16 protein-coding genes are annotated in these 13,971 nt (G+C 65.2%); 8 read left to right on the top strand and 8 right to left on the bottom strand.

Going from position 1 to position 13,971, the window contains the following annotated elements; all coding sequences use genetic code 11:
* The first annotated feature begins 2 nt into the window (after nt 1-2).
* The gene (locus ACTX90_RS12965) at nt 3-797 is read left to right on the top strand and encodes an enoyl-CoA hydratase/isomerase family protein (protein WP_047119803.1); all 795 of its coding nucleotides are present in this window, start codon (nt 3-5) and stop codon (nt 795-797) included.
* A 2-nt stretch (nt 798-799) separates the two neighbouring features.
* Nucleotides 800-1,672, top strand: coding sequence for a 3-hydroxyacyl-CoA dehydrogenase family protein (locus tag ACTX90_RS12960; RefSeq protein WP_047119802.1), 873 nt, complete (start codon nt 800-802; stop codon nt 1,670-1,672).
* 70 nt (nt 1,673-1,742) lie between these two features.
* Here the strand turns inward: ACTX90_RS12960 and ACTX90_RS12955 are convergent, their stop codons facing one another.
* Nucleotides 1,743-2,600 (bottom strand): helix-turn-helix transcriptional regulator, encoded by an 858-nt coding sequence (locus tag ACTX90_RS12955; RefSeq protein ID WP_443442206.1) that lies wholly within the window; start codon nt 2,598-2,600, stop codon nt 1,743-1,745.
* 124 nt (nt 2,601-2,724) lie between these two features.
* Here ACTX90_RS12955 and ACTX90_RS12950 point away from each other — a divergent pair, with 124 nt between their 5' ends.
* Nucleotides 2,725-3,339 carry an acetate uptake transporter gene (locus ACTX90_RS12950; protein ID WP_047119801.1) on the top strand — a complete coding sequence of 205 codons (615 nt, stop codon included), beginning with the start codon at nt 2,725-2,727 and terminating at the stop codon, nt 3,337-3,339.
* A gap of 81 nt (nt 3,340-3,420) precedes the next feature.
* Here the strand turns inward: ACTX90_RS12950 and ACTX90_RS12945 are convergent, their stop codons facing one another.
* A complete protein-coding gene (locus ACTX90_RS12945) occupies nt 3,421-4,326 on the bottom strand; it encodes a serine protein kinase RIO (protein ID WP_443442205.1) in 906 nt (301 codons plus the stop codon).
* A gap of 137 nt (nt 4,327-4,463) precedes the next feature.
* On the opposite strand from ACTX90_RS12945, the gene ACTX90_RS12940 reads away from it, so the two are divergent.
* The 4 genes from ACTX90_RS12940 to ACTX90_RS12925 all read left to right on the top strand — a co-directional run bounded on the left by ACTX90_RS12940 (nt 4,464) and on the right by ACTX90_RS12925 (nt 6,484).
* Nucleotides 4,464-5,192, top strand: coding sequence for a tyrosine-protein phosphatase (locus ACTX90_RS12940; RefSeq protein ID WP_443442204.1), 729 nt, complete (start codon nt 4,464-4,466; stop codon nt 5,190-5,192).
* Between the two features lie 31 nt (nt 5,193-5,223).
* On the top strand, nt 5,224-5,592 hold the full coding sequence (locus ACTX90_RS12935; protein WP_047119800.1) for a VOC family protein: 369 nt from the start codon (nt 5,224-5,226) through the stop codon (nt 5,590-5,592).
* Between the two features lie 103 nt (nt 5,593-5,695).
* Nucleotides 5,696-6,265 (top strand): hypothetical protein, encoded by a 570-nt coding sequence (locus ACTX90_RS12930; RefSeq protein ID WP_120989107.1) that lies wholly within the window; start codon nt 5,696-5,698, stop codon nt 6,263-6,265.
* Between the two features lie 12 nt (nt 6,266-6,277).
* Nucleotides 6,278-6,484 carry a hypothetical protein gene (locus ACTX90_RS12925; RefSeq protein ID WP_443442203.1) on the top strand — a complete coding sequence of 69 codons (207 nt, stop codon included), beginning with the start codon at nt 6,278-6,280 and terminating at the stop codon, nt 6,482-6,484.
* Between the two features lie 229 nt (nt 6,485-6,713).
* Here ACTX90_RS12925 and ACTX90_RS12920 read toward each other — a convergent pair whose 3' ends face one another.
* Nucleotides 6,714-7,142: a hotdog fold thioesterase gene (locus ACTX90_RS12920; protein ID WP_047119797.1), complete on the bottom strand. Its 429-nt coding sequence runs from the start codon at nt 7,140-7,142 to the stop codon at nt 6,714-6,716.
* Between the two features lie 91 nt (nt 7,143-7,233).
* Here ACTX90_RS12920 and paaZ point away from each other — a divergent pair, with 91 nt between their 5' ends.
* Nucleotides 7,234-9,357 (top strand): phenylacetic acid degradation bifunctional protein PaaZ, encoded by a 2,124-nt coding sequence (gene paaZ, locus ACTX90_RS12915; RefSeq protein WP_443442202.1) that lies wholly within the window; start codon nt 7,234-7,236, stop codon nt 9,355-9,357.
* An 84-nt stretch (nt 9,358-9,441) separates the two neighbouring features.
* On the opposite strand, the gene ACTX90_RS12910 is transcribed toward paaZ, so the two are convergent.
* The 5 genes from ACTX90_RS12910 to ACTX90_RS12890 all read right to left on the bottom strand — a co-directional run bounded on the left by ACTX90_RS12910 (nt 9,442) and on the right by ACTX90_RS12890 (nt 13,949).
* Complete coding sequence (locus ACTX90_RS12910) at nt 9,442-10,131, bottom strand: nicotinamide mononucleotide transporter (protein WP_047119795.1); 690 nt, start codon at nt 10,129-10,131, stop codon at nt 9,442-9,444.
* A gap of 226 nt (nt 10,132-10,357) precedes the next feature.
* Nucleotides 10,358-10,987, bottom strand: coding sequence for a TetR/AcrR family transcriptional regulator (locus ACTX90_RS12905; protein ID WP_047119794.1), 630 nt, complete (start codon nt 10,985-10,987; stop codon nt 10,358-10,360).
* A 32-nt stretch (nt 10,988-11,019) separates the two neighbouring features.
* The gene (locus ACTX90_RS12900; RefSeq protein ID WP_053798573.1) at nt 11,020-12,339 is read right to left on the bottom strand and encodes a phenylacetate--CoA ligase family protein; all 1,320 of its coding nucleotides are present in this window, start codon (nt 12,337-12,339) and stop codon (nt 11,020-11,022) included.
* Nucleotides 12,340-12,372: 33 nt separating this feature from the next.
* Nucleotides 12,373-12,819, bottom strand: a complete 447-nt coding sequence (gene paaI / locus ACTX90_RS12895; RefSeq protein ID WP_047119792.1) for a hydroxyphenylacetyl-CoA thioesterase PaaI — start codon at nt 12,817-12,819, stop codon at nt 12,373-12,375.
* Between the two features lie 116 nt (nt 12,820-12,935).
* Nucleotides 12,936-13,949 (bottom strand): GNAT family N-acetyltransferase, encoded by a 1,014-nt coding sequence (locus ACTX90_RS12890; protein WP_443442201.1) that lies wholly within the window; start codon nt 13,947-13,949, stop codon nt 12,936-12,938.
* Between the last annotated feature and the right edge of the window lie 22 nt (nt 13,950-13,971).

Raw genomic sequence — 13,971 nt, 5'->3', positions numbered from 1 at the left:
ACATGAGCCTGACTCCCGAAGACTTCACCACCTTGCAGATCACCGAGACCGATGACCGCGTGTGGGTGCGCCTGCACCGCCCCGAGGTCCGCAACGCGATCGACCAGGTCATGGTCGACGAACTGCACGCGGTCTGCGCCTACCTTGAGCGCACCCCGAAGATCATGATCCTGGCCGGCACCCCCGGCACCGCGCCGACCGAGGAAAAACCGCGCGGCTCCAAGGGGATCTTCGCCTCCGGCGCCGACATCGCGCAGCTGCGCGAGCGCCGCCGCGACGACGCGCTGGCAGGCATCAACTCCGGCATCTTCGACCGCATCGCCAAGCTGCCGATGCCCGTGGTGGCCGCGCTTGACGGCTTCGCCCTGGGCGGCGGCGCGGAACTGGCCTACGCGGCAGACTTCCGCATCGGCACCGAGGATCTGCGCATGGGCAACCCTGAAACCAACTTGGGCATCATGGCCGCCGCCGGCGCGACCTGGCGCCTGAAGGAACTGGTCGGCGAGCCGCTGGCCAAGGAGATCCTGCTGGCCGGCAAGGTGCTCACCGGAGCGCAGTGCCTGGAAGTCCAGCTGATCACCGAGCTGCACCCGGCCGCCGAGCTGGACGCCGCCGCCGACGCGCTGGCCGACCGCATCGCCGCGCAGGACCCGCTGGCAGTGCGCATCAGCAAGTCGGTCTTCCACACCCCGCGCGAGGTGCACCCGATCATCGACAACCTGGCCCAGGGCATGCTCTTCGAGTCCCAGGCCAAGTTCGACCGCATGCAGGCATTCCTAGACCGAAAGAAGAAGTAAGCATGAGTGAAGCGACAAACTTTATCGACGGCGCCCTGCCTGCCACCATGGGCGTGCTCGGCGGCGGGCGCATGGGCGCCGGCATCGCCCACGGCTTTTTGGTCAGCGGCAGCGCCGTGACCGTGGTTGAGCGCGACGAGGAATCCGCCAAGGGCGCCTACGAGCGCGTGGTGGAGTCCGTGGACAAATCCATCGCCCGCGGCGCGGTCAGCGAAACCCGCGAGCAGCTGCTGGCGCGCTTCGCCGTGAGCACCAACTACGCCGACTTCGCCTCGGCACAGCTGGTCATCGAAGCCGTCCCGGAAATCTGGGACCTGAAGATCTCCTCGCTGCAGGCGGTGGAAGCCGAGCTGTCCCAGGACGCCGTGCTGGCCTCCAACACCTCCTCGCTGTCCGTGTCCGGCATGGCCGAGAAACTGGCGCGCCCGCAGAACTTCCTGGGCCTGCACTTCTTCAACCCGGTCCCGGCGTCCACGCTGATCGAGGTCGTCATCGGCAAGCAGACCAACCCGCAGCTGGTTGACGCCTCGCGCGGCTGGGTCTCCGCGCTGGGCAAGACCGCAGTGGTGGTCAACGACGCCCCGGGCTTCGCCTCCTCTCGCCTGGGCGTGGCCATCGCGCTGGAAGCCATGCGCATGGTCGAAGAGGGCGTGGCCAGCGCCGAGGACATCGACAACGCGATGGTGCTGGGTTACAAGCACCCGACTGGCCCGCTGAAGACCACCGACATCGTGGGCTTGGATGTGCGCCTGGGCATTGCCGAATACCTTCACGAAACCCTTGGCGACCGCTTCGCTCCGCCGCAGATCCTCAAGGACCTGGTGGCCGAGGGCAAGCTGGGCCGCAAGACCGGACAGGGCTTCTACACCTGGTAGGAACCCAAGAGCACGACAACCGATGGAAAGGGCTGCGCAAGCGGCCCTTTTCGCATATCCGGCGCGCGTTTCAGGGAATCAGGCCGCGGCTTCGGGCCCGCAGCACCAAATCGAAGCGGTTGGCTGCCTCCAGCTTGCGCATCGCCGAGGCGATATAGCTCTTGACCGTGCTCTCGGCCAGGTCAAGGTGCGCACCGATCAGCGCGTTGCGCTTGCCCAGCGCCAAGTGGGTGAGGACATCCAGCTCCCGGGGCGACAGCGGGCCCGCGCCGCGTGAACCGGCGACCTCGCGCGGCTGCCCGGCGCGCAGCATGGATCCCGCGGTGCTCAATCGCTGCGCCAATTCCGGATCCTCGATCAGCCGGGCGATGTCGCGCAGCTCGGTGTACAGCACTGTCAGGTCCTCCTGGCTCAACGCCAGATCCGAGGCGTGGGTGGCGTGGACCTCCGAGGCGGACAGCACCGCCAGACGACGTTCGGTCTCCTCGTGGACCGACAGTTCCCAGGCCAGGCGCCGCGCCTCGCCGGCCGCGGCGGCCAGCGTTTCATCCGTGAGCTGGGAACGGTCGCGCAGCCCGGCGTAGATCAATGCGCGCACCTGGTTGTCGACCACCACGGGGATCGCCAGCAGGGTGATGATCCCTTCCACGCCGATCTCCCGGTCGTAGCTGTGGATGATGTCGGGGGACTGGTGGTAAGCCCCGGTGGCCGTCAGCTCCCGGCGGGCCAGGGCAAGCCCGCCCAGCCCCTGTCCGGGCTGGATCACCAATCCGCGCAACGCGCCGGTGCGGGTGCCGGCGAAACTTGTCAGCACCGTGCCGCCGGATTCCGCGAAGCCGCCGAAGGCCACGGGGAAGCCGGTGCGGGCGGCCAGGGTGTTCAGAGTACGCTCCAGCAGGGCCACCTGGGGCAAGGAATCGGTGGTCAACTGCTACCTCCTTTAGATGGTAGTGACGCGTCTCACTGCCTCCCTAGGATACCTGCAGGAGAGTTGGTGACGCAGGTCACCGCCCGACGATTATTCCGTACAACTACACATCGGAGTGTGCCCCATGACTGCAACCCTGACCCGCCCGGACCTGGAGTTGCCGCTGCGCGAACAGCCAGCCGCCAAGACCGCTATTGCCGATCCGGCGGCCCTCGGCCTGGGCGCCTTCGCCATGACCACCTTCGTGCTGAGCCTGGCCAATGCCGGGCTGATTCCCGAGGCCGGTTTCGCGGTCCTGGCGCTGGCGTTCTTCTACGGCGGCATTGCACAGATCATTGCCGGCGTCATTGAATTCTTCAAGGGCAACGTCTTCGGGGCCACCGCCTTCACCTCCTACGGAATGTTCTGGATGGGCTTCTGGTGGATCGAGAGCAACCCTGAAATCGCCGCCGCCGTGGGATCCGTCGGCATGGGCGTCTACCTGCTGGGCTGGACCCTCTTCACCATCTACATGACCATCGCCTCGCTGAAAACCAATGGGGTCCTGGTTACCGTGTTCACCGTGCTGTGCACCGCCTTCGTCGCGCTGACCATCGGCGCGTTCACCGGCAACCAGCTGATCCACGAGCTCGGCGGCTGGCTGGGCCTGGTCACCGCGGCACTGGCCGCGTACGGTTCCTGCGCCGTCGTCACCAACGCCACTTGGAAGCGCGAGGTGCTGCCGATGTGGGCCAAGTAGCCCGCAGCTGAGCAGACCGCAAACGACGACAGCCCGCCGACCCGGAGGATCCCGGGTCAGCGGGCTGCCGTCCGTCTGGGGCTAAGCGAACATGCTGGCCAGCAGCGAGGTGAACAGCGCCTCGGCGTCGCGCGGCAGGCCCTTGGCGGTAAACCAGTCGCACATGTTGACGCAGTCGCGGTGCAGGTAATCCAGGCCCTGCACGTTGCCGGCCAGATCCACGCATTGCGGCACATCGATGACCACCAGCCGGGCGCCCGCAACCAGCAGGTTGTAGGCCGACAGGTCGCCGTGCGCGATGCCCAGCGCGGCGAACTTCTCCATGGCGTCGGCCAGCTGGTCCCAGAGGGCCGGAAGCCGAGGATCGTTGCGGGAGATCTGCTGCAGCCGGGGCGCGGCGGCCCGGGGGATCTCCGGTTCCGCAATGAATTCCATGAGGATTTCAGTGCCGTCGATCTGCACGGGATAGGGGACCGGGATCCCCGCTTCGTGGCAGCGCCGCAGATAGGACCACTCGGCGCTCGCCCACTGCAGGGCCGCCACCTCGCGGCCGTAGCTGGAGTTGTTTTTCACCGCGCGGTTATCGCGCGAGCGCCGGGCGGAGCGGCCCTCGCTGTAGGCCTGCGAACGGCTGAACTGCAGGTGCTCCCGGCCGCGGTAGCGTTTGGCCGCCAGCAACGTGCTGCGTGTTTCGGTGGCCCGCTCCACGAGGAAGACATCGCCTTCCTTGCCGGTTTTGAGGATTCCGAGCTCGGTATCCAAGGCCGCGGCGTCCTCGATGAGCCACGAAGGGTAGGGCTGCGGTCCGCGACAGCCCTTTTCGATGGACGGCCAGGTGGAGTAGCGCTGGCCCTCGATTAGATCGTCCTGGGTGGTTTCGTCCCAGGTCGGCTGGCCGCGGCGGGTTTTCAGCTGGGTGTCGGCCTCGTCATAGCCGTTGCGCGCTAGGGGAGAAAAGGCGGTGTTGCCGCCGGGGTAATGAGACACAATGAGTCCTTGGTGAGAAGGGGAGATGGCATAGCAAGGTCACGGACATTCATCGGTACCCCTCCTTAGATAGACTCATTGGCATTTGCCAATGACTAATACCCTACAGCAGATGGCGAATGTGTTGCAATGGACTAATGAGCCATGCCCCCGAGTACCGCAAGCAGTCGATGGACGTCCACTGGGACGGCGCGATCAATGCCCGCCACGTCTGCGGAGTCTTCTACCGCATGGGCCGCCACGAATGGCTCACCGCCCAAGGCTGGCGGCAGCTGCAGGCGGACGGCATCGACCGGGTGATCGACCTGCGCAACCCGGGGGAGATCAGCCGCCGCGAGCACGACCCGGTGGTGGATGAGTTGAGCATGCAGGGCATCGACCTGTTCAACCTCCCGCTGGAATCCCCGGGCAACAAGCGCTTCGAGGCGATCGCGGTGCCGTACATGAACCACACCGGAATGTTCCGGCTGGTCTGCGAGGAATTCGGCGGGCATCTGGCCTCGGTCTTCGAGAACCTGGCCGCAACGCGCAGCGGCGCGGTGATCCACTGTTCCGCCGGACGGGACCGCTCCGGACTTGTGGCAACGCTGCTGCTGGATTTGGCCGGGCGGCGCGACGAGATCCTGGCCCACGACGAAGCGGCGGTGCGCGGCATCAACGAATGGCATCGGGTCTCGCCGCGCAAGCACCCCTATGAGTCCCACCAGGCGGACGGCGAGCTGGACTCGATCATCCGCGGCCGCGCCGCCGAACTGGAGAAGTTCCTCGACTGGCTCGGCTATGCCGAGGACTACTTGCGCGGGCAGGGCGTGGGCGAAAGCAGCTTGGCTGCATTGCGGCAGCTGGCACGTCGCGAAAACCCATGACAGGGCCGCAATCGAACTGTAGGCTCGGTGCATGGATGGAAAGCTGCGGCATCATGCCTTGAACTATGTTGAACTGACCGTCACCGATCTGCAGGCGGCCAAGGACTTCTACGCGGCCGCCTTCGGCTGGAAGTTCGTCGACTACGGCGACCAGTACGCCGGCATCCTCATGCCGGAAGCTACTGCGGAGGAGTCCGGGGGACTGCTGTTGGCCGACAAGCCGCGGCCCGTCGGCGGGCCCTTCGTGCTGCTGTATTCCGAAAACCTGGACGCCACGGCGCGCGCCATCGAGGCCGCCGGAGGCTGGATCGACCAGCCTGCCTATCCGTTCCCCGGAGGCCGCCGGCTGCATTTCACCGATCCTTCCGGAAACGAGCTGGGAGTTTGGGCCTCCGCATAGGAACGTGGCACCCATGGCCTTGATCCAGCACGATCAATGGCACTATTTCGATCCATCAGCTTCGCTGACCGGCGGATGATCGTAAAGAAAAGGAGCACGGGAAATGGGCATTGGTGACTCAATCCCGCGCGGCGGTGATGATCTGGTCGTGTCTCTGGGCCAAGACGACGAGGCATTCTGGAGAGATATCGCTGACAGAGGCGTGGACGCTTTGGAAGCACTTGAACCGGGTGGGCCGAATTTCTGGACTGTCGTGCAAGCCTTGGCTCCGTGGGCCGCATTCCTTGCTGCGGCCGTAGTTGCGGTGGTTGCTTTGCTGAATCTTGCGCATCAACGAAAAGTTCTCGCCTCGTCCAATGCCAATGAGTCCCGCTCCGAATGGTGGCGGCGAACCCAATGGGCGCTGGAAGCCAGCACATCTCGGGACCCTTCGATGAAAAAGTTCGGGAAGGAAGTACTGGAGCAACTTGTAGACAGTCCCCTTACCAGCGATTCAGACAAGATATTGCTTGATGCCGTTTGGAAGGGTGGCAACACGGGTTTGGTTGAATCCAAGATTCAGCTACTTTTGCAGGATGCCAATAGGTTTGGTTTTCTCGGGGGTGGGGATCCCGCGTCGGAAGAAACTGTAGACCAGAAATCAACCGAGCGGGACAATGGGGACCAAGAGTGAAAGGAGGAAAACATGTCGGAGCCGGCAACCGCACCTAGGGCGCGGACTTACGACCCCAATAACGCCGAAGAAGTCTTCAGGGTGCTGGGCGAGGAAATCGAAGCAGCCAAGCTTAAGGTTGCGCTTGATCGCCGATTGGGTCGCAAGACGTCCGAGTCAGTCATTGAGCTTTCCCAAATTCGCTTGCCCGAGCACCTCGACCGAGTTGTGGATGGGTAGTTTCCACCGCGGTTTGCAGAAGGGATGAAATCCAGAGTCTCCGCGGAAATATTCCGCGCCATTCCTAGGTGATCTTGTTGCTCTTCGGAAAACTTGAGGTGTTGGGACTCCACGCGGATTTCATCTGAAAGCGGGCCCGCCGATGGCGAGCCCGCTTGTTCGTGGGATTCCGTTTCCCGGAGCAGCCAGCCGTTCTTTCCTTGTCTCGGCGTAAACCGAGCGCAGGAGACTAGTGCTTGGGCTTATCCACCACCAGGTTGGTGATGCGCAGGGTGCAGATGCGGCGCTGCTGCTCGTCGGTGATGAGCACTTCGTGGCTGGTCATGCGCCGGCCCAGCTTGATCGGCGTGGCCGTGATGGTGACCAGCCCTTCGGTGGCCGAGCGGTGGTGCGTCGCGTTGACGTCGACTCCCACCACGACCTTGCCGAAGGTCGAGGCGAATTTCACGGCGGCCCAGGAGCCCACCGCTTCACCCACTGCCAGCGAGGCGCCGCCGTGCAGCAGGCCGAACGACTGGGTGTTGCCCTCCACCGGCATGGTGGCCACCACCTTGTCCACGGATTCCTCGATGATGCGCACACCCATCTTGTGGTCCAATTCGCCCAGCTCAATCGTCCATGGTTCGAGGTTCCGGGCCTGGTGCTGCATGTCGGTCATTTTTGCGGTCCTTTACGGGTGTCGTCGATCACGTCATTGCTGTTATGGTTAACACTAATACTGACCGACCGTTCAGGAAGGAATTGCGTCGATGACGACAGCCCAGATTGGTGTAGTCCCAAGTTTCATTGCCGGTCAATGGCAGACCCCAGTAGCCGAGGGAGGCACCGAAGTACTCGATGCCAACACCGGTGAGCTGCTCGCCACCGTCACCAAGGAACGCCTTGATGTTGCCGGTGCCGTAGCCTACGGCCGCACCACCGGCCAGCGCGAGCTGGCCAAGCTCTCGCTGCACGAGCGCGCGTTGAAGCTCAAGGAGCTGGCGCTCTACCTCAACGAGCACCGCAAGGACCTCTACGAGATCTCCTACAAGACCGGCGCCACCAAAATCGACTCCATGGTGGACATCGATGGCGGCATCGGCGTGCTGTTCACCTTCTCCGGCAAGGGCCGCCGCGAACTGCCCAACTCCAACGTCATCCTCGACGGCCCGACCGAGCCGCTGAGCAAGGACGGCTCGTTCCTGGGAACCCACATCTACACCGCGCTGACCGGTGTCGTGGTCCAGGTCAACGCCTTCAACTTCCCGGTCTGGGGCATGCTGGAGAAGTTCGCCCCGGCCTTCATCGCCGGCGTGCCGACCATCGTCAAGCCCGCCACCCCGACCGGCTACCTGACCGAAGCGGTGGTGCGCCTGATGCTCGACTCCGGCCTGCTGCCGGACGGCTCGCTGCAGCTGCTCTCCGGCTCGGCCCGCGACCTGATGGACCACCTGGACTACCGCGACATGTTCGCGTTCACCGGCTCGGCGGCCACCGCCAGCAAGCTGAAGGCCCATCCGAACGTCATCGACGGCGGCGTGCGCTTCAGCGCCGAGACCGACTCGCTGAACGCCGCCATCCTTGGCCCTGACGCAGTGGAAGGCACCCCGGAGTTCGACGCCTTCATCAAGGTCGTCGTCAACGAGATGACTACCAAGGCTGGCCAGAAGTGCACCGCCATCCGCCGTAACATCGTTCCGGCCGGCCAGGTGGACGCGGTCATCGCAGCCATCGGCAAGCGCATCGACGAGCGCGTGGTCGTCGGCGACCCGCGCGTCGAAGGCGTGACCATGGGCGCGCTGGCCTCCCTTGACCAGCTGCGCGACGTGCGCGCCGCGGTCGAGGATATGCTGGCCGCCGGCGGCGAGCTGGCCTACGGCGCGCTGGACGCGCCAAAGGTCCGCGTGGCTCCGGACACCGACGCAGTGGCCGAGCAGGGCGCCTTCATGGCCCCGATGGTGCTGCGCTGGGAGGACGCCCGCAACCCGATCCTGCACTCCCGCGAAGCCTTCGGCCCGGTCAGCTCCGTGGTCGGCTACGACACCGTGGACGAGGCTGTGGCCCTGGCCGCGCTGGGCGCCGGCTCGCTGGTCGCCACCGTCTGCACCAATGACGCCGAAGCCATGCGCCAGCTCTCGCTGGGCATTGCAGGCCACCACGGCCGCGTGCACATCCTGAACCGCGAAACCGCGCGCAGCACCACGGGCCACGGCTCGCCGGTGCCGCACCTGGTCCACGGCGGCCCGGGCCGCGCCGGCGGCGGCGAGGAACTGGGCGGCGTGCGCTCGGTCAAGCACCACATGCAGCGCACCGCGGTGCAGGGCTCCCCGAACATGCTCACTGCCCTGACCGGCGTGTGGCACACCGGCGCGGCCCAGTCGCTGGCCGGCTGCGAGAAGTTCGGCGGCCAGGCCTCGAACGTGCACCCGTTCCGCAAGTCGCTGGCCGAGCTGAAGATCGGCGACGGCTTCGTTTCAGACCTGCGCGAGGTGAGCCTCGAGGAAATCACCGCGTTCGCGAATGAAACCGGCGATACCTTCTACGCGCACACCGACGCGAAGGCCGCCGAAGCCAACCCGTTCTTCTCGGGCATCGTGGCGCACGGCTACTTGCTGGTCTCCTGGGCCGCGGGGCTGTTCGTGGAGCCCGCTCCGGGACCCGTGCTGGCCAACTACGGCTTGGAGAGCCTGCGCTTCATCACCCCGGTCGGTGCCGGGGACTCGATCCGCGTGACCCTGACCGCCAAGAAGATCACCCCACGCGTGACCGACGAGTACGGAGAGGTCGCCTGGGACGCCGTGCTGCACAACCAGAACGACGAGATCGTGGCCACCTACGACGTGCTGACCCTGGTGGAGAAGACCGATTCCACCTACGCCAACTGGCAGGGCTGAGCCCCGCTCCGCGGTAGCGCCATAAACACCACGCCGGCCTTCGAGAATTCTCGAAGGCCGGCGTGGTGTTGTTCCGGGAAGTATTTACTTGTCGTCTGCGGAGTTCAGCTTGTCCAAGGCGGCCTTGGCGGCTGCTTCCAGGGCGATCTCTTCCTGGGTCGGTACCGGCTGCGAGGCCTGGGGCAGCGCGCGCCACTGATACCAGCCGTACAGTGCCGCCAGGGCGGTGAACACGTACAGGCCCAACATGCCCAGCATCGGGCTGACCAGGAAATACACCACGACATAGGAGATCGCGCCGGCGGCCAGCAGCAGCCAGCCACTGCGCACGCCGCGGGCGATCAGCACGAAGGACGCGAAGATCACTGCGTCGGAAACGTACATGGCCCAGACTTCCGGGGTGGCGCTCAGGTAGCTGCCGTTGAACAGGAAGACGTTGAAGTGCAGGGCCACCAGCAGGATGATGCCGGCCAGCAGGCCGACCACTGAGGTCACGGTGAGCTGGGTGCGGGTCACCATGCGGATGAACTTGCCCTTGAGCTCGAATCGGGAGAAGCGCCACAGTCCGAAGATCGCCAGCAGAAGCAGCGGGACGCCGTAGAACAGCGCGTACAGGTCGTACTTCATGGCGCTGATGATCGGTCCGGAGAATACCGCCATGATCAGGGCCCACCAGCCCAGGTCGTTGCGGTGCGCCAGCAGCAACGCGGCGATGACCACGAACAGGGCGCTGATCGCGAACAGCAGGATCTGCACGCCAGAGCTGGTGCTCAAGGACAGCTGGAAGAGACTATCAATAATTGATTCCACGATGCTTCTTTGTGTTGAGTTGTATACGGCTGCGCGGGAGCAAAACGCACCCCTACGATGCTAGCTGTGAATCCTGTGAGGAACACAAGCGCGGCAGCCAGTCCGGTCCGCAGGAACCCGGTGCACCTCGATGCACGGCAAAGGCCCCGGCCCGCCCCGCAGGGAGAACCGGGGCCGATAGCGCCGGGGTTCAGGAGGTCTGGTCCTCGGGCAGCGCATGCAGGCCATTGAACAGCAGCGAAATCGCCTGGTTCTCCAAGGTCACCGCATCGATCACGCCGTCCAGGCGGTACCAATCCACCACCGAGTTGATCATGCCGAACAGCAGGCGGGCGGTGGCGCGAGGCTCCAGGTCCTCGCGCAGCTGACCCTCGCGCTGCGCCAAGGTCACCAACTGCGAGAGTTCGCGGTCCATCTGGCGTCGGCGCTGCAGCGCGGCGCGCTCAAGCTCCGTGTTCCCGCGCAGGCGCAGCAGCAAGGTCACGTAGGAACGCTTGGCGATCAGGATGCGCACCGTGGAGCGCAGGAAGAATTCCAGGCGCTCGTCGGCGTTTCCCTCATGCCCGTGCACCTGCTCGATCATGGATTCCAGCGGGATCAGCGCCTCGTCCAGCGCCAGGCGCAGCAGATCCTCCTTGGAGGGGACGTGGTGGTAGATCGCCGACTTGCTGATGCCCAGCCGGTCGGCGAGCTTGCCCATCGAGGTTGCATCGTAGCCGTACTCGTTGAACGCCTCGACGGCGGTCTGGAGCACGGTTTCCTGGTCGTAACCGGGACGGCCGCGTTTGACCGGTGGGGTCACTGCTGGGGTTGTCTGCATAATTCCTCGATTATTTCACGTCTCCGTGACGGCTAGCTGTTGCGCAGGTCGTAAATGCGCTTGAGCTTGCCCATGGAGCGTTCAAGAGTCTCCGGATCCACCACGTCGATGGCGCAGGAGGAACCCACATGGATCTTGATCAGCTTGGCCAGGGTCTTGGCGGCGTCGGCCGCGTCCTCGGCCGAGGCATCCGAACGGCGCTCGACCTTGACGGCCAGCTGGTCCATGCGGTCAGGACGGGTGAGCACGAGCTGGAAATGCGCGGAGAGGGCCGGCACCTTCAAGATCAGTTCCTCGATCTGGCTCGGGAACAGGTTCACGCCGCGCAGGATGATCATGTCGTCGCTGCGGCCGGTGATGCGGCCCATGCGGCGGTGGCCCGGACGCGCGGTGCCCGGCATCAGACGGGTCAGGTCGTGGGTGCGGTAGCGGATGATTGGCAGCGCCTGCTTGGTCAGCGAGGTGAAGACCAGCTCGCCGTGCTCGCCGTCCGGCAGCACCTTCGTCGGGTCGTAGGCGTCCAGGATCTCCGGGCGGAAATGGTCCTCCCAGATGTGGCTGCCGTCCTTGCGCTCGCGTGATTCGCCGGCCACGCCTGGGCCCATGACCTCGGACAGGCCGTAGATGTCGCAGGCGTCGATGCCGAACATCTCTTCCAGCTCGTGGCGCATTTCCTCGGTCCACGGCTCGGCGCCGAGCACGGCGACCTTCAGCGAGGTGTCGCGCGGGTCGAGGCCCTGGCGCTGCATGGCGTCGCCAATGGTCAGCAGGTAGGTCGGGGTGCACAGGATGGCATCCGGGGCGAAGTCCTTGATCAGGGTGATCTGCTTCTCGGTTTGGCCGCCGGACATCGGGATCACGGTGGTGCCCAGGCGCTCGGCCGCGGCGTGGGCGCCCATGCCACCGGTGAACAGGCCGTAGCCGTAGGCGTTATGCACCTTCCAGCCCGGCTTGACGCCGGACAGGCGCAGGCAGCGGGCACCGAGCTTGGCCCAGTCGTCCAGGTCCTGCTGGGTGTAGCCGACCACGGTGGCGCGGCCTGTGGTGCCCGAGGAAGCGTGGATGCGGGCGACCTCGTGCTGCGGTACGGCGAACATGCCGAACGGGTAGGTCTTGCGCAGGTCTTCCTTCTCGGTGAACGGGAAGATCTTCAGATCATCCAGTTCCTTCAGGTCGTTCGGGTGCACACCGGCTGCGTCGTACTTTTCCTTGTAGTACGGCACCTTGTCGTAGGCCAGGTGCAGGGTTTCCTTCAGGCGGGTGAGCTGGATCGATTCGATCTGATCACGGCTCATGGTCTCTTCTGCATCCAGCGGATTCGGCAGGCTGTCGCGATCGATATTCTGTGACATGCTCGTACTTTCGTGTGGTGGTGGCGGAAAGGTCTAGCGGCTCTTGGGCTTTGGGACGGTTCGTGAGCGCCCGCGGAACTCGGCCACCGTTTCGGTGGCTCCGTCGCGGCCCGGCTGAGTGACGGTGATGTCGTAGAGTCCGCTGCGGCCCTGCTGGGAGACCCGGCGTGCTGATGCGGTCAACAAGCGTCCGGGGATGCCCGGCTTGAGGAAATTGATGTCCACTCCGGAGGCGACTGTGATCGTGTCCTCCGACCCCTCGGGAGGGTTGCAGCTCAGTGCGAAAGCGGTATCGGCAAGGGCGAAGATCATTCCGCCGTGGGCGATGCCGAAGCCGTTGAGCATCTCCCGTTTCAGCTCCATGGTGATGACGGCCTTGCCGTCGGAGACCTCGACAACCTCGATGCCCATCCACTGCGTGGCATAGTCATTCTCGAGAATTGCGTGCGGAAGAGGTTTCTCGACCTGTGTTTCGCTCATGGACTTCCTTCGCCGAATTATTTACCGAACGATCATTAGGTAATAACAAAATGTGAGGCAAGTCAAGTTCTAGTGGTGAATCGTCTGCGAATGGCTGGCTATCGCGGGGAAAAGTCTTAGCTGCCGAAAATCCGTCGGTGGAGGTCAAGGATGAAAGGCTCCTTGATCCGGTTGTAGTCCATCACCAGCCCCTGTGCCCCGTGCGTCGCCGCCAGCTGGCTGGCCGCCTCGCGTTTGGCCGCGGCGTAGGCCTCGCGGTCCGCGCGGTGGCCGCGCAGGTGGTCGCGGAAGAGGACCATACGCAGGAACTCCGGGCTGCCGGGACTGAAGACATGGATGTTGCCGGCCGCTAGCCCGGTGCCGGCCCCGGGCTTGAACATGCGGTGCTTGTACCAGCCAGGTTCCCGGTGCCAGAAGACCATGCCCGCCGCGCGCAGCTGCGGGACGTACCGCCCTTCATCATCGGCATCGGGAACCAGCAGGGCCACGTCGATCAGCGGCTTGGCCGGCAATCCCGGCACCGAGGTGGAGCCGGTGTGCTCGATGGCCAGGGCGCTGGACCCCAGCGCTGCGGACAGCGCCGCGCGGATCTTCTCGAAGTCCCCAGGCCAGCGCGGATCCGCCGGGGCCAGCTCGATGAGTCCGCGCGAGGGTGCGCCATCGACATCCTCGTAGCACGGGTCCGAGGTCGGCTGGAGGCCGAGCAGCGGAGCGTAGGGCAGCGTGCACAGGTGCCTGCGCGCCGCAGGCCAGCGTGGATCCGCAGCGCTGTCGCTGATGAGGAAGCCCAGCGCGCGGTAGAAGTCCACCGCATCCGCGTCGGTGGTGGCCCAGATGCAGCGGCCGTGCAGTTCCTGCAGCCGGCTCACCAGTGCCGAGGCCAGGCCCCGGCGCTGGTGCGTCCCGAGCACGGCGAGGTACTCGATGCACAGGCTGTATTCGTCGCCCAGCCGGTAGGCTGCCAGCGCCACCGGGCCGCCGTCCGCGCCGAAGGCTGCCAGGACCTGCAGCTGCCGGCAGTCATCGATCAGTTCCTGCAGGGCCGGCTCGTCCACCGGGTCGGCGGCCAGCGCCAGCAGCTCGCGCACGGCGGGATCCTGGCGGTACTCGGAGATCTGGATGTGGCGCATGGCAGTCTTTCCGGTGGTGGGT

This window comes from Glutamicibacter soli (assembly GCF_052322135.1).
Lineage (GTDB): Bacteria > Actinomycetota > Actinomycetes > Actinomycetales > Micrococcaceae > Glutamicibacter > Glutamicibacter soli.
Note: the sequence above shows the minus strand (reverse complement) of the source record. Positions and strands in the feature narration are given on the sequence as shown.